Annotated in this window: 13 protein-coding genes; 11 read left to right on the forward strand and 2 right to left on the reverse strand. The window is 63.3% G+C overall.

The window, feature by feature from the left end:
• Positions 1-48 precede the first annotated feature (48 nt).
• Complete coding sequence (locus tag ACQ66J_RS08910) at positions 49-726, reverse strand: TetR/AcrR family transcriptional regulator (protein ID WP_430431335.1); 678 nt, start codon at positions 724-726, stop codon at positions 49-51.
• Between the two features lie 157 nt (positions 727-883).
• Between ACQ66J_RS08910 and ACQ66J_RS08915 the strand changes: the two genes are divergently transcribed.
• The 7 genes from ACQ66J_RS08915 to ACQ66J_RS08945 all read left to right on the forward strand — a co-directional run bounded on the left by ACQ66J_RS08915 (position 884) and on the right by ACQ66J_RS08945 (position 9,049).
• Complete coding sequence (locus tag ACQ66J_RS08915; RefSeq protein WP_430431336.1) at positions 884-1,957, forward strand: lycopene cyclase family protein; 1,074 nt, start codon at positions 884-886, stop codon at positions 1,955-1,957.
• A 52-nt stretch (positions 1,958-2,009) separates the two neighbouring features.
• Positions 2,010-2,786: a 16S rRNA (cytidine(1402)-2'-O)-methyltransferase gene (rsmI, locus tag ACQ66J_RS08920; protein WP_430431337.1), complete on the forward strand. Its 777-nt coding sequence runs from the start codon at positions 2,010-2,012 to the stop codon at positions 2,784-2,786.
• A gap of 145 nt (positions 2,787-2,931) precedes the next feature.
• A complete protein-coding gene (locus ACQ66J_RS08925; RefSeq protein WP_430431338.1) occupies positions 2,932-4,977 on the forward strand; it encodes a S9 family peptidase in 2,046 nt (681 codons plus the stop codon).
• 156 nt (positions 4,978-5,133) lie between these two features.
• On the forward strand, positions 5,134-5,913 hold the full coding sequence (locus ACQ66J_RS08930; protein WP_430431339.1) for a glucose 1-dehydrogenase: 780 nt from the start codon (positions 5,134-5,136) through the stop codon (positions 5,911-5,913).
• Positions 5,914-5,925: 12 nt separating this feature from the next.
• Positions 5,926-7,137 (forward strand): kynureninase, encoded by a 1,212-nt coding sequence (locus ACQ66J_RS08935; protein ID WP_430431340.1) that lies wholly within the window; start codon positions 5,926-5,928, stop codon positions 7,135-7,137.
• Positions 7,138-7,199: 62 nt separating this feature from the next.
• Complete coding sequence (locus ACQ66J_RS08940) at positions 7,200-8,264, forward strand: SMP-30/gluconolactonase/LRE family protein (protein WP_430431341.1); 1,065 nt, start codon at positions 7,200-7,202, stop codon at positions 8,262-8,264.
• Entirely contained in the window at positions 8,261-9,049 is a 789-nt protein-coding gene (locus ACQ66J_RS08945) for an SDR family NAD(P)-dependent oxidoreductase (RefSeq protein WP_430431342.1), read from the forward strand. The genes ACQ66J_RS08940 and ACQ66J_RS08945 overlap by 4 nt, the downstream gene beginning before the upstream one ends.
• Before the next feature lie 5 nt (positions 9,050-9,054).
• Here the strand turns inward: ACQ66J_RS08945 and ACQ66J_RS08950 are convergent, their stop codons facing one another.
• A complete protein-coding gene (locus ACQ66J_RS08950) occupies positions 9,055-9,474 on the reverse strand; it encodes a MerR family transcriptional regulator (RefSeq protein WP_430431343.1) in 420 nt (139 codons plus the stop codon).
• A 143-nt stretch (positions 9,475-9,617) separates the two neighbouring features.
• Between ACQ66J_RS08950 and ACQ66J_RS08955 the strand changes: the two genes are divergently transcribed.
• Genes ACQ66J_RS08955 through ACQ66J_RS08970 form a run of 4 tightly spaced genes read left to right on the forward strand, consistent with a single transcriptional unit; the run spans position 9,618 to position 14,129 of the window.
• Positions 9,618-10,514 (forward strand): SDR family oxidoreductase, encoded by an 897-nt coding sequence (locus tag ACQ66J_RS08955; RefSeq protein WP_430431344.1) that lies wholly within the window; start codon positions 9,618-9,620, stop codon positions 10,512-10,514.
• Positions 10,514-12,124 carry an acyl-CoA carboxylase subunit beta gene (locus tag ACQ66J_RS08960; protein ID WP_430431345.1) on the forward strand — a complete coding sequence of 537 codons (1,611 nt, stop codon included), beginning with the start codon at positions 10,514-10,516 and terminating at the stop codon, positions 12,122-12,124. The genes ACQ66J_RS08955 and ACQ66J_RS08960 overlap by 1 nt, the downstream gene beginning before the upstream one ends.
• 32 nt (positions 12,125-12,156) lie before the next feature.
• Positions 12,157-13,326: an acyl-CoA dehydrogenase family protein gene (locus ACQ66J_RS08965; protein ID WP_430431346.1), complete on the forward strand. Its 1,170-nt coding sequence runs from the start codon at positions 12,157-12,159 to the stop codon at positions 13,324-13,326.
• Positions 13,327-13,328: 2 nt separating this feature from the next.
• Positions 13,329-14,129 (forward strand): enoyl-CoA hydratase/isomerase family protein, encoded by an 801-nt coding sequence (locus tag ACQ66J_RS08970; RefSeq protein WP_430431347.1) that lies wholly within the window; start codon positions 13,329-13,331, stop codon positions 14,127-14,129.
• Positions 14,130-14,132: the final 3 nt, after the last annotated feature.

A 14,132-nucleotide genomic window follows, 5' to 3' on the forward strand; every position in this document is an offset into this window, starting at 1 on the left:
GTCGGGCGTTGCCCGTTCGGAAGGGCTCCCCTGCGCTGGCGTCAGACATTAACCAGCGCGTCCTTGTACGGCCGACGCCCCCTCGTGTCGGCCGTATTTTTTTGGCGCACGCCTGGACATGGTGTCGGAGTGGAAGACGACGCTCAACCGGCGATGCATCTGACTGCGGGCCTCTTGCGGGCTCAACTTGTAGATCACGCAGCGCCGCAGAACGCCCAGATAAAGATCAAGCAGACTTTCCGTCAGCAGGTCCGGGCATTCATGCAGGTCGACTGAAGGGTCTTCAGCGGCGCGGGTCAATACGTCTCGAACGGGCGACCAGGCGGATTCCAGGCCGATATGAAGGGCTTTGAAATCGGCTTCATTGGTCAGCCAGTTATGTCCGATCGCGGCGCGGAAAAGCTCCAGGTCGTTGACATGGCGATCCAGATGATAGTCCAGCACGGCTGTGACGCAGGTGACCACATCGCCGTCACAGCGCCTCGCCAGTTCAGCGCTTTCAACACGCAAGCGTTCGAAATCATCCACCATCACTTCACACAACAGGGCGATCTTGGTGGGCGCCGCATTGAGCACGGTTCCCGGAGAGACGTTGGCGGCGCAGGCGATGTCGACGATTTTCGCGCGATCATAGCCTTGCCGGTGAAACTCCTCCCGCGCTGCACGCAAGACCGCGATTCGGGTCGCTGCTTTCTGGCGCGCACGTTTTGTCGTTGGCAGGTTCATTCGTTCGCCTGTCTTCCGTCCCGGTCTGATGGGGATGTCGTCTCTGGATATGCGTTCTTACATTAAAGCCTGTTAATGTGATCGCGCCAAGCACATGTTGTGGAATAGCCTTTTGCGCTCGCCTGTGACGCGCACCGGCTTGTCTATCAAGGACGTCATGTCTGAACGCTTTGACCTTGTCATACTGGGAGCCGGGCTGTCCGGGCTGGCGTTGGCGGGCGCTGTGGCCCGGAGCGGCCGACGCCTGCGAACTTTGATCATCGAGCCCAGACGTCTTGCGCCGAACCCGCGGCACTGGATGTTTCCAGCCGCGCCCGAGCATGGTCTGCGTCGATACGAGAGCGGCCGCTTGACCGGGTTCGAAGTGGAGAGCCCGACCGGCGCCGTGCTGCATCGACCTTTGAACCGGATGATCCTGGCGCGGGTTTGCGCACAGGCGGTGCAGGATGCGGCGCTGGACGCTGTCGCCGCCGAACCGCGTATGGTGCTGGAGGAGGGGGCGAACGTCGATCAGGTCCAGGCCGGTCGCGCTCACGTGGCGCTGGAGACAAGCGAGGGCCAGGTTCGAGCCAGCTGGCTGGTCGACACACGGCCGCTTGAGGATGTGGGCATGCCGGCGGGCCGGGTGGTGCAGCTGTCTCGCCTGATGACCGCTCCCAGTGAAGGCGGGCATGAAGAACGGCTCTGTCTCAAGCTCATGGGGTCTGAGGCTCCAGGCCTTGAGCAATTAAGCCTTGGTCGTGACCGTGTGGTGCATGAGCAGGCGCGCTTTGTGCTGGCGCCTCCGCCAGACCTACCGCCGCAACCACACGCAGACACAGTGCTGCAATGGGGCGGGCGCCTCGACGCCGTGCGTCATTCTCAGGGCGTCTGGCCTTTAAGCTATCGCGCCTTGAACCGTCAGGGCGGGCGCGTGGTCCTGGCGCCGGCGGACGCCTATGGCTTGCGCTTCGCCCCAGGCATGGCGGCGCTGCGCTTGCATGATTGGGCGCAAGCACAGGCGCGGCGGTTGAATTATGGGCTCAGCCTGTGCGCTCCGCCGCCGCCGCCCGTGTCGACACGGCTGTCGACAGCGCGCATCGAGATGATGATCCGGCGCGACCCGCGCCAGGCGGCGGCGGGCTTGCGGGCCTTGCTCTATGAAGCGCCGGCTGATGGCGTGATGCGCACCTTGTCCGGCGCCGCCCGCTGGGATGATCTCGCTCGCGCCTGGCGGTCGGGGGCATGGTAGAGGCGCAGCCGCTGGCGCTGCATTCGGGGCTCGTCTCGATTAGGGTGCAGACATGAGTGATTCCGCGATCTCCGCCGATCTCGACGCACCGCCTGAAAGCGGGCCGCGCCTGGTGCTGGTGACCACGCCGATCGGCAATCTGGGCGATATGACGCCGCGCGCCTGGGAAGTGCTGCGCGAAGCGGACGCCATCGCCTGTGAAGACACGCGCACGACGCGCCGCTTGCTCGAACAGGGCGGCGTCACCGACAAGCGCCTGATCGCCTGCCACGACCATAACGAGACGGCGAGCGCGGCCGGCATCGTCAAGCTGATCGAGGACGGCGCGACGGTGGCTCTGGTCAGCGATGCGGGCACGCCGGCGATCTCTGACCCGGGCTATCGCGTGGTTCAGGCGGCGCTTAAGGCGGGATTGACCGTCAGCGCGGCGCCGGGGGTGTCTTCGGTGATCATGGCGCTGTCGATCTCGGGCCTGCCGACGGATCGCTTCAGCTTTCTGGGCTTCCCGCCGCGCAAATCGGGCAAGCGCCAGGCGTTGTTTGAACTGTATGGCGAGCTGCCTGCCAGCCTGGTTGTGATGGAGAGCCCGCAGCGCCTGGCGGAATGCCTGGCGGACGCCCGCGCGGTGCTGGGCGATCGCCGCGCCGCGCTGAGCCTGGAGCTGACCAAGCGGTTCGAGCGGGTCTGGCGCGGAACCTTGTCAGAACTCGAAGCCCGGCTCGCCGACCCGCCCAAGGGCGAAGCGGTGATCGTGATCGCGGGCGCTGACGAGGTGCGCGAGAAAAAGAACAAATACGCCGCATTTTCCAAAGCCCCCAAACGCGATTAAGATTTCATTAGGATTTGCAATATGTGGGATCTACACCCTGCAGCATTGCGATCGGCGTTTGCATCTGCGTGATGGGCGCCGGGCCTCGACGCGCTGACCTCGCCTTCGCTAGGTTGCGCCTTCTGTTGACCAAGGAGTTATCGCCATGAACCGTCCACTGTTCACCGGCGTTCTGGGTTTTGCTGCAGCGTGTGCGCTAGGCGCGCAGGCGCAGGCGCAAGAACCTTTGACGCTCGAAGACCTGTTCGAAATCCGCCAGGTGTCCGGGATCGACATCTCGCCAAATGGCGATCATGTCGCCTTCACCGTGTCCACGCCGCGCAATGTTGTCGCGGGCGAAGACGACGGCACGCCGCAATCGGCGCTGTTCATCGCATCCGGCCCGGATGCTGCGCGCCCCTTCATCACCGAGGGCGGCGCCGGCGGTGTGGAATGGACGCCGGATGGCGACGCTCTGACGTTCCTCGCTCGCCGTGACGGCGACAGCGGATCAGCGCTGTATGAGATTGCAGCGGATGGCGGTGAGGCTCAGCGGATCTACAGCCATGACACCTCGATCCAGTCCTATGTGATCGCGCCCGATGGCGAGAGCCTTTATTATATTGCGCGTGAGAAGGCCGACCCGATGCAGCAGACGCTGCGCGATCGCGGGTTCAGGGCCAATGTCTATGAAGAGAGCGATATCTTTTCCTATGTCTGGCGCGCCGATCTGACCGATCCCGACGCGGAGCCGGTGCGGTTTGACCTGCCGGGTCATGCGTCGTCTCTGAGCATGAGCGAAGACGGCTCCCGCCTCGCCGTGGCGCTGGCGCCGACCACTTTGGTGGACGACTCGCTGATGGAGCGTCAGTGGCATGTGGTGAATGCTACAGACGGCGCGTTGATCTCGACGGTTGAGACGCCCGGCAAGATCGGCATGGCGGCGTTTTCACCCGACGCTTCCCGCCTCGCCTTCATCGCGGGCGCGGATCGCGCCGACCCCACCGCCGGCACGCTGCACATCGCGGATGCGCAGACAGGCGAATACATGGCCATCGCCCGCGACGCCGAGCAGCATGTGAACCAGCTCGCCTGGATCGACCGCAATTCCGTGTTGGCTCTGGCCAGCGTGGGGACGGGCACGGCGCTTGTGGAATACAACATCAATGGCCGTGAAGAGCGTCGCACGCCGACCGAGGCAGGCGTGATCTCGTCCATGGATTATGATCGCGATGACCGGGTTCTGGCGGCGACACTGCATGCGGCGACCCATCCGCGTGAGCTGTTTGTGGGCGACCGCCGCAATCTGCGCCAGTGGACCGATCACAACCCCCAGCTTGAGAGCATCGCCTGGGGCGAGCAGCGGGTGTTTGAGTTCGAAGCGCGAGACGGTGAACGGATCGAGGGCGTTCTCGTCACTCCGCAGGGCGACGCGCCCGAGGGCGGCTGGCCGATGATCATGACCGTGCATGGCGGCCCGGAAGCCCATGACAGCAATGGCTGGCTGAACGGCTACTCCAATCTGGGCCATATCGGCGCAGGCGAGGGGTTTGCGGTGTTCTATCCCAATTATCGCGGCTCGACGGGCCGCGGTGAACGCTTCGCCAAGCTCGACCATCTGGATGCGCCGGGCGAGGAATTCTGGGATCTGGTGGACGCCATCGGCGCCCTGTCTGACGCCGGCATTGTTGACGCTGAACGCGTGGGCATCACTGGCGGGTCTTATGGCGGGTTCGCCTCGTCCTGGGGTGCGACCATCGCCAGCGAGCATTTCGCCGCGTCCGCGCCGTTCGTGGCGCTGACCGATCTGATCAGCTTTTACGGCACCACTGAAATCCCGATCGAGATGGTGGATGTGCACTTCATGCAGCCGCCCTGGGAAGACTGGATGAGCTATCTGGAGCACAGCCCGACCTATCATGCGCCGGGCTCGACCACGCCGACGCTGATCCTGCATGGCGAAGCGGATACGCGGGTGGACACCAGTCAGTCCTTCATCCTCTATCGTATCTTGAAGCAGACCTCTGACGCGCCGGTGCGGCTTGTCACCTATCCGGGCGAAGGCCATGGCAATCGCCGCGCCGCCGCCCAGTATGATTACGGTCTGCGGGTCCTGCGCTGGATGCAGCACTATTTGCAGGGCGAAGGCGGCGAGCCGCCCGCGCCGGAGCTGGACCTGGCCGAGCGGTTGGGGCTTGAAGACGCCGAATAAGGCGCTGGAAAAGGGAGGCGGAAACGCCTCCCTTTGTCTTTTCGGACGACTGGTACGGCGAGATGTGAAATCCGCAAGCGCGCCCCCTCGCCATGGCTCCATTCCGCCGCTAACGTGGCGCTTAATGCATTAAGTGACGTGAACGGGAGGAAAATCATGTCCGAGAAAGATCTGTCGCTGGACGGCCGTGTGGTTCTGGTCGCTGGCGCAAGCCGCGGTATTGGCGAAGCCGCCGCCAAGCGCATGGCGCGCAATGGCGCCATGGTGATCTGCTCCAGCCGCAAGATCGCTGATTGCGAACGTGTCGCCGAAGAGATCAAGGCCGAGGGCGGCAAGGCGCGCGCCATCGTGCTGCACCTGGGCGAAGCCGATCATCGCGAAGCCGCGATCGCCAACATCAAGGAGACCGAAGGCCGTCTCGACGTGCTGGTCAATAATGGCGCGACCAGCCCCTATTTCGGCGAAGCCAAGGACACGCCCGAAGACGCCTGGGACAAGACGTTTGAAGTGAACGTCAAAGGCCCGTTCTTCCTGTCGAGCCTGGCGATCAACACCTTCATGAAGGATCAGGGCAAGGGCTCGATCATCAATGTCGCCTCGATCAACGGCATTCGTCCGGGCTATTTCCAGGGCGTGTATTCGATCTCGAAAGCCGCCGTCATCTCTCTCACCCAGGTTCTGGCCCAGGAATGCGGTCATCTGGGCGTGCGGGTGAATGCGCTGTGCCCGGGCCTGACGGAAACCAAGCTTGCTTCGGCTTTGACCTCAGATCCGAACCTTGAAGACATGATGAACCGCAATTTCTCCATCAAGCGCGTCGGCCAGCCTGAAGACATGGCCGCTGCAATCCACTTCCTCGCCAGTGACGCATCAAGCTATATGACGGGCCAGGAATTTGTTGTGGATGGCGGCATCACCCAGCGTGGTCCGCTGTAAGGGGAAAACTTCATGCTGACGCGCGAGGCCTGCGAGGCGCTGGACCAGAAAGACCCGCTGAAAGACGCACGCGACCTGTTCGCTCTGCCTGAGGGCGTGATCTATCTGGACGGCAATTCGCTGGGCGTGCCGCCCAAGGCGGCGCTCGCGCGTTTGCGTGAAGCGGCTGAAAACGAATGGGCGGTGGGCCTGATCCGCTCGTGGAACGACGCGGGCTGGATGGACTTGCCGCTGACGCTTGGGGCCAAACTCGCCCGGCTGATGGGCGTCAAAGCCTCCGAAGTGATCGCGGTCGACACCGTCACCATCAATTTGTTTAAGCTGGCGACCGCACTGCTGGAGCGCGATGGCGGCGGCATTGCGGCGGAAGCGGGCGAGTTCCCCACCGACAACCATGTGATGGAGGGGATCTCCCGCATCACTGGCGCGCCGATGCACCGGGTCGCGCCCAATACGCGTCCGAAAGACCTGCCAGACGGCGTGACCGTGCTGATCAAATCGGCGGTGCATTATAAATCCGCTCAGATCGCTGACTTTGATGGCTATGAGCGCGAAGCGGCGGCGCGCGGGCTGAGCATCATCTGGGACTTGAGCCATGCCACGGGTCTGGTTGATCTCAAGCTTGCGCAATGGGGCGCGAAATACGCCGTGGGCTGCGGCTATAAATTCCTCTCCGGCGGCCCCGGCGCGCCGGCCTTCCTCTATTGCGCCGAAGATCAGATCCAGACGCTGGAGCACCCGGTTTCGGGCTGGCTGGGTCATAAACGCCCCTTCGGGTTTGAAGACGCCTATGAGCCCGATGACACCATCGTGCGCTGGCGCACCAGCTCGCCCTCCATCCTCGCTCTGTCAGCGCTGGACGGCGCGGTCAGTGTTTATGACGGCGTGGACATGGCGCAGGTAGAGGCCAAGGCGATTGCGCTGGGCGATATCATGCTGCAGCAGGCTGAAGCGCTGGGCCTTGATCATGCCTGCCCTGGTCCGGGCGAGCGGCGCGGCGGTCATGTGGTGCTGCGTCATGAGCACGGATACGCCATTGTTCAGGCCCTGATCGACCGCGGGATTATTGGCGATTTCCGCGCGCCGGACCTGATGCGGTTCGGCTTCAACCCGCTCTATAATTCCTACGTAGAAGTCTTTGATGCGGCGCAGGCGCTGGCGGACGTGGTCCAGAGCCGCGCCTGGGATGATCCTAAATTCCTCGCCCAAAAAGCGGTGACCTGATCACGCTTGCCCGTTTCGCGCTTCTCCCCCAGAGTAAATGAAAAACAAAAGGGGAGGGCGCGATGCTGCGCTGGATTTTGGGCGGCCTCGCCGCTCTTGTCGTGATTATACTGATCGCCGCGCACGGTCCTGGGGCGCTTAGAGCCTATAAATTTGAACCCACAGCACCGGATCCAGCGCTAATGGCGCTTTATGAGACGGTTGCTGAGCCTGTGCTTCGTGAAGTGCCAAACCTGCACGGGGCTGAAGACCTCGAACCCGGACCGGATGGCCGGCTTTACGCCAGCCTGGCCGATGGCCGCATCATGGCGCGGGAGATTGACGGCGGCTGGTCTGAGTTTGCGAACACCAATGGACGCCCGCTGGGCCTGGCCTTTGCGCCGGATGGCGCCTTGTTTGTCGCCGATGCGCTGAAAGGCTTGCTGCGGCTGGAGGACGATGGCGCGTTTGACGTCTGGCTGGCTGATGAGAGCGAAGGCGGGCCGCTGGTCTTCACCGACGATTTGACGGTCTTGAGCGATGGCGCGGTCATCCTCACTGACGCCTCGCGCCGCTATGGTTATGGCGAGTACATGACCTCTTTGCTGGAAGGCGAGCAGACGGGGGTCATCTACAAGGTGACGGGCCCGGACCAGTACGAAGTGCTGGCAGACGGCTTTGGTTTCATCAACGGCGTCGATCATGATCCCAGCACCGGCCGGGTGTTTGTCAACGAGACCTGGGCGGGGCGGGTGATCAGTCTTGATCCTGGAACTGGCGATTACGCCGTGCTGATCGATGGATTGCCGGGCTATCCAGACAATCTCGCCTTTGACGAGGAGACAGGTCTGATCTGGATCGCCTTGCCCTCGCAACGCTCGCCCCAGATCGAGAGTCTGCATCCTAATCCGTTTTTGAAGCGTCTGGCCTGGCGGTGGATTCAGATCGCTGGACTGCCGCCCTTTCCTCCACGCCCGGTGATGGGCATGGCGCTCAACGCCGAAGGCGAGCCGGTTCATGCGCTTTACGGGCCGGACGATGCCCCGTTCGGCGTCACCACGGTGACCCCGTGGCGCGGTCAGATCTGGGTGGCGGGGCTGGAGCGAGACGGGGTGGACGCCTACGCCGTGCCCGAGGCGATCCAGTGACACAGACAGCCTTGATCTCGGGCGGATCCAGCGGGATAGGCCTCGCTCTGTCCGATCGCCTGCTTCAGCGTGGCTTTCGCTTGCTCTGGGTGTCGCTGGACGCGGATGAAATCGCCCGCGCGCGCCAATCGCTTTTGGAGCGTCATCCTAGGGCCGCGATCGAGGGGCGAGCCATGGACCTCGCCGATCCACAATCAATTGCGCGGCTGGTGCAATGGGCGCAGGGCGAGGGCGGGCTCGACCTTCTGGTCAATAATGCCGGTTTTGGCGTCTATGGCCCGTCCGTTTCGCTGGCGGTCGAGGCTGAGCAGGCCATGATCGACGTAAACGCGCGCGCCCTGCACGCGATGACGCGGGCCTTTCTGCCACTGATGGAGGCGGCAGGCGGCGGAACGATCATCAATATCGCGTCCAACTCCGCTTTCGTGCCGACGCCGGGGCTGGCGGTCTATGCCGCGACAAAGGCATTCGTGCGGCACTATTCAAACGCGCTGTCTCAAGAACTGGAACAGAGCGGCAGTTCGGTCCGCATCATGACGGTGTGTCCATCCGCCGTGTCGGACACGCCCTTCAAGGAGCGGGCGGCGGCCAATAATGTGCGCACCTTTTCAAGCTTCAGCGCCACCACGGCGGGCGAAGTGGCGTCTGATATTCTCAAAGGCTATGATCGCGGCGCGTCCGAAGTGATCACCGGCGCGGCCATGCGCCGGGCGATGTGGCTGATGCGGTTCTCGCCCGCCCCTCTGGTGCGCTGGCTGACGCAGAGAGAAACGCAGCGAATCTGAAGCCCCTATGCCGTGGTGTCCTTACGCTGGGCCAGGCGCGCTTTTGAGCCATTGTGGATGACGCGCAATTCATTCAGCGTCGTCTCGATCTCGGCTTTCTTCTCTTCAAGGCGTTCGATTTCCTTGGCGGTCATCTCGATCACGAATTCCAGCTGCCGCACGCGCCCTTCGCCTTCCTGGCCATAGAGTTCGAGGAAGGTTTTGATGTCGCTCAGCTTGGTGCCGATGGTCTTGGCGCGCAGGATCAGGGCGAGGCGTTTCTTGTCGGCGTCGGTGTAGACCCGTTGCCCGCCCACGCGCTGAGGTTTGAGCAAACCCTTGTCCTCATAAAACCGGATGGTCCGCGTGGTGATGCCAAACGCATCGGCCAGCTCGGCGATGCCGAACAGGGTGTCGTGGGTCTTCGTATCGGGCGCGTGAGTCATGGTGCCTGTCCTTGTCGAACTCCTTCATACGATGAAGTCTTGCCGCAAACAAGATGTGCTTGACGTATACGTTAAGCCCTGCGAAGCTCTCCTCAACACCGGCGATCACAGACCGGACCAGTCAGGGAGGAGACGGGCGCACAATGAGCGATAACGCCGCACACGCCCGCTATGACAGCGTATTTCGGCCTGACCTGTTTCAAGGGCAGGTGATCATCGTCACCGGGGGCGGATCGGGGATCGGGCGCTGCATCGCCCATGAGCTGACGGCGCTCGGCGCGTACGCCATTTTGGTGGGGCGCAAGCAAGACAAGCTCGACGCCGTCGCGCAAGAGATCGCCGATGACGGCGGCGCGTGCGAAACCGCATCATTCGACATTCGCGATGAAGAGGCGGTGGCCGCTGCTATAGCCGAAATGGCCGCGCGTCATGGCCGCATTCATGGCCTTGTGAACAATGCGGGCGGGCAGTTTCCCGCCAATGCTGAAGACATCTCCAAAAAGGGTTGGGACGCGGTGATCGCGACCAATCTGACCGGCGGCTTCCTGATGAGCCGCGAAGTGTTCAAAGCCTCAATGGCTGAGCAGGGCGGCGCCATCGTCAACATCACCGCCGACATGCATCACGGCATGCCGGGCATGGCGCATTCAGGCGCTGCGCGGGCGGGGATGGAAAATCTGACCAAGACCCTGGCGTTTGAATGGGCGCCCAAGGGCGTGCGAGTGAACGCCGTGGCGCCGGGCTGGATCGCCAGCTCCGGCATGGACACCTATGGCGGCGCTTTCCGCGCCATGATCCCGCTCTTGAAGCAGAATTTGCCTGCGCAACGCATGGGATCGGAGGCCGAAGTGTCAGCGGCGGTGACCTATCTGTTGTCGCCCGGCGCGGCTTTCATCACCGGCGTCCAGCTTCAGGTGGATGGCGGCGCGCCCTTGGGCGAGCGGCACTATCCGCTGACTGCGCATGATAAATCCGAGGTCTTTAACGGCTTTCACCGGGCGGTGGATCCGGCGGTGTTGCGCGGTGAGGGAGCAGAGTAATGGCGGTGCTGCACAGCCGGATCAATCCGGGCTCTGACGACTTCGCCGCAGCGCGCGCGAACATGGCTGAAAAGCTCGATGAAGCGCGCGGCGCGGAAGAGCAGGTGCGCGCCAACTCCGCCGCCAAGAAGTCCCGCTTTGACGAGCGCGGCCAGCTCCTGCCGCGCGAGCGCGTGGCGCGGCTGGTGGATCGCGATGCGTCCTTTCTCGAAATCGCGCCGCTGGCCGGTCTCAAAATGCATGATGATGACGGCGGGCGCGGCGCGTCTGGCGGCGGGGCCGTGGTCGGCATCGGCGTCGTCTCGGGCAAACGCTGCGTCATCGCGGCGTCCGACAGCGCCATCAAGGGCGGCACGGTCGCGCCCATGGGTTTGCGCAAATCCCTGCGGGCGCAAGAGATCGCGTTGCAAAACAAGCTGCCGATGATCCATCTGGTGGAGTCCGGCGGCGCCAATCTTCTCTATCAGGCTGAAATTTTTGTGGATGGCGGGCGCAGCTTCGCCAATCAGGCGCGTCTGAGCGCAGCCGGCATTCCCCAGATCGCCGTGGTCCATGGCAGCTCCACCGCTGGCGGCGCCTATCTGCCAGGGATGAGCGATTATGTGGTGCTGGTGCGCGAGAAGTCGAAAATCTTCCTCGCCGGGCCGCCGCTGGTCAAAGCCGCGATCGGCGAAGACGCCGATGATGAGTCTCTGGGCGGCGCGGATCTTCATGGCGAAGTGACGGGGCTCGGCGAATACGTCGCTGAAGATGACGCCCAGGCGCTCGCCTATGCGCGCGACATTATGGACAAGCTCAACTGGAGTGAAGCGACCCCGCCGGGCGGCGGTGATGCGCCGCTTTATGACGCGGAAGAGCTGATGGGGATCGTGCCGAGCGATGACCGCACGCCCTATGATGTGCGCGATGTGATCGCCCGCGTCGTGGACGGTTCGGACTTTCTGGAGTTCAAGGCGCGGTACGGCTCTGAAACCGTGTGCGGGCATGCCCGCATTGGTGGCCAGGCGGTCGGAATTATCGGCAATAACGGCCCGATCCAGCCGGAAGGCTCCACCAAGGCGGGCCAGTTCATTCAGCTGTGCGACCAGTCGCAAACCCCGATCCTGTTCTTGCAAAACACCACCGGCTACATGGTCGGGTCGGCGGCGGAACGCGCTGGCGCGGTCAAGCATGGCTCGAAAATGATCCAGGCCGTGGCCAATGCCCGCGTGCCCAAGATCACCATCGTGCTGGGCGGCAGTTTCGGCGCGGGCAATTACGGCATGTGCGGGCGCGGGTTTGATCCGCGCTTCATCTTCGCCTGGCCCACCGCCCGCACCGCTGTGATGGGCGGCGCACAGGCGGCCAAAGTGATGGAGATCGTCACCCGCGGCAAGAACGCTCGCGCGGGCGTGGAGACCGATGAAGAGGCGCTCGCCCAGATGAGCGCCATGATCACCCAGAGCCTTGATGAGCAGAGCCAGGCGCTCTTCGCCACAGCCCGGCTCTGGGATGACGGGATCATTGATCCGCGCGACACCCGCGCGGTGCTGATCGAATGCCTGAATATTTGTGCTGAAGCGGATCGCCGTCAGCTGAACCCCAACACGTTCGGAGTCGCGCGGTTCTAACAAGACGCGGCCCACCACCGGGAGGACACGCCATGCAGTTCAACGAGCAACACGAACAGCTTCGCGACACCGTCGCCAAGTTCGTCGCCAACGAGATCAATCCGTATGTGGATGAATGGGAGGCGGCTGACCAGTTTCCCTCTCATGAGGTCTTCAAGAAGATGGGCGATCTGGGCCTTCTGGGCCTGCGCTATCCCGAGGAGTTTGGCGGCGCCGGCCTCGACATGACCTATTCGCTCGTCCTGGCCGAAGAGCTGGGGATGATTGATTGCGGCGGCGTGCCGATGGCGATCGGCGTGCAGACCGATATGTGCACCCCGGCGCTGGCGCGTTTCGGCTCGGATGATCTGCGCAAGCAATTCCTGGCCCCGGCGATTGCGGGCGACATGGTGGGCTGCCTGGGCGTGTCCGAGCCGGGTGGCGGCTCTGACGTGGCGGCGGTGAAAACCAATGCGAAGTCTGACGGCGATGACTACATCATCAACGGCACCAAGATGTGGATCACCAACGGCCTGAAGGCCGACTGGTGTTGCCTGCTGGCGAATACGTCTGACGGCAAGCCCCATGAAAGCAAGTCGCTGATCATGGTTCCGATGGATCTGCCGGGCATTGAAAAGCAGAAGATCCACAAGATCGGCATGCACAGCTCTGACACCGCGCAATTGTTCTTTGATGATGTGCGGGTGCCCAAGCGCTATCGCATCGGCGATGAGGGCGCGGGCTTCATCTACCAGATGCTGCAGTTCCAGGAAGAGCGCATTTATGGCGCGGCGTCGTCTCTGAAAAATCTCGACAAGCAGATCGACCTGACCATCGAGTATACGCGCGACCGGCACGCGTTTGGCCAGCCGCTTCTGGACAATCAGGCGATCCATTTCCGTCTCGCCGAGTTGCGCACCGAAGTCGAGATGCTCCGCTCCCTGACATATCGTTGCGTGGATGATTTCAACGAAGGCAAGGACATCACCAAGCTCGCCTCGATGGCCAAGCTCAAATGCGGCCGTCTGGCGCGTGAAGTCTCTGACAGCTGCCTGCAATTCTGGGGCGGCATGGGCTACACGGCGGACAATCTTGTCAGCCGCTCCTTCCGCGATGGCCGCCTGATCTCCATTGGCGGGGGCGCCGACGAGATCATGCTCGGCATCATCGCCAAGCTCGAAGGCACGCTGCCCAAGCGCCGCAAGCCTGAAGGCAACACCTAGCCATGTCCGCGCCGCGCACCCTTCTGGTCGAACGCCGCGCCCGGGTTCTGCATGTGACGCTGAACCGGCCCGCCCTGCGCAACGCCATGTCGCTTGAGATGGTGGACGAGCTCATCAACGCGCTCGCCGATGCTGAACAGGCTGGCGATCGCGCCATCGTCCTGCGCGGCGCCGAGGGGCATTTCTGCTCGGGCGGCGACATCAAGGATATGGGCGCGGCGCAAGGCCAGCCTGTCTCTGACGGCGTCGACCCCATCGCGAACGTCAACGCCCGGTTTGGCGAGTTGTGTGTGGCCTACGCCAGCACCGGCCTGCCGGTCATGGCGGTGGTTGAAGGCGCGGTGATGGGCGGCGGCTTCGGGCTCGCCTGCGTGGCTGATGTGGTTCTGGCGTCTGAAACGGCCCTGTTCCGCTTGCCTGAAACAGGGCTCGGGATCGTGCCGGCCCAGATCGCGCCCTTCCTGGTGGAACGCCTTGGCTATTCAGAAGCGCGGCGCCTGGCGGTGACGGGCGGCAAGCTCGACGCTTCAAAAGCGCTGGACGTCGGGCTTGTGCACGCCGTGCATCCCACAGCCGATCTGGATGCGGCTTTGGAGGCCGAACTTGCGCAAATCCGGAAGGGCGCGCCGAACGCCATTGCCGCGACCAAGGCGTTGATGCGCCGCGCGCGTCTGGAAGCGCCCGCCAGCCTGGTTCAGGACGCGGCCGCGGCGTTCGCCAAGGCAGCGCGGTCTGACGAAGGCGCTGAAGGCATGACCGCTTTTCTGGAAAAACGTCCCGCCCGCTGGGCTCAAGAGGGATAGATC

Source organism: Oceanicaulis sp., assembly GCF_965284345.1.
In the GTDB taxonomy this organism is placed as follows: Bacteria; Pseudomonadota; Alphaproteobacteria; order Caulobacterales; family Maricaulaceae; genus Oceanicaulis; species Oceanicaulis alexandrii_A.

What these genes read in the sequence shown, in the direction of transcription:
- ACQ66J_RS08910 (WP_430431335.1), bottom strand. Translation starts at nt 726, where the DNA reads ATGAACCTGCCAACGACAAAACGTGCGCGCCAGAAAGCAGCGACCCGA.
- ACQ66J_RS08915 (WP_430431336.1), top strand. Translation starts at nt 884, where the DNA reads ATGTCTGAACGCTTTGACCTTGTCATACTGGGAGCCGGGCTGTCCGGG.
- rsmI (WP_430431337.1), top strand. Translation starts at nt 2,010, where the DNA reads ATGAGTGATTCCGCGATCTCCGCCGATCTCGACGCACCGCCTGAAAGC.
- ACQ66J_RS08925 (WP_430431338.1), top strand. Translation starts at nt 2,932, where the DNA reads ATGAACCGTCCACTGTTCACCGGCGTTCTGGGTTTTGCTGCAGCGTGT.
- ACQ66J_RS08930 (WP_430431339.1), top strand. Translation starts at nt 5,134, where the DNA reads ATGTCCGAGAAAGATCTGTCGCTGGACGGCCGTGTGGTTCTGGTCGCT.
- ACQ66J_RS08935 (WP_430431340.1), top strand. Translation starts at nt 5,926, where the DNA reads ATGCTGACGCGCGAGGCCTGCGAGGCGCTGGACCAGAAAGACCCGCTG.
- ACQ66J_RS08940 (WP_430431341.1), top strand. Translation starts at nt 7,200, where the DNA reads ATGCTGCGCTGGATTTTGGGCGGCCTCGCCGCTCTTGTCGTGATTATA.
- ACQ66J_RS08950 (WP_430431343.1), bottom strand. Translation starts at nt 9,474, where the DNA reads ATGACTCACGCGCCCGATACGAAGACCCACGACACCCTGTTCGGCATC.
- ACQ66J_RS08955 (WP_430431344.1), top strand. Translation starts at nt 9,618, where the DNA reads ATGAGCGATAACGCCGCACACGCCCGCTATGACAGCGTATTTCGGCCT.
- ACQ66J_RS08960 (WP_430431345.1), top strand. Translation starts at nt 10,514, where the DNA reads ATGGCGGTGCTGCACAGCCGGATCAATCCGGGCTCTGACGACTTCGCC.
- ACQ66J_RS08965 (WP_430431346.1), top strand. Translation starts at nt 12,157, where the DNA reads ATGCAGTTCAACGAGCAACACGAACAGCTTCGCGACACCGTCGCCAAG.
- ACQ66J_RS08970 (WP_430431347.1), top strand. Translation starts at nt 13,329, where the DNA reads ATGTCCGCGCCGCGCACCCTTCTGGTCGAACGCCGCGCCCGGGTTCTG.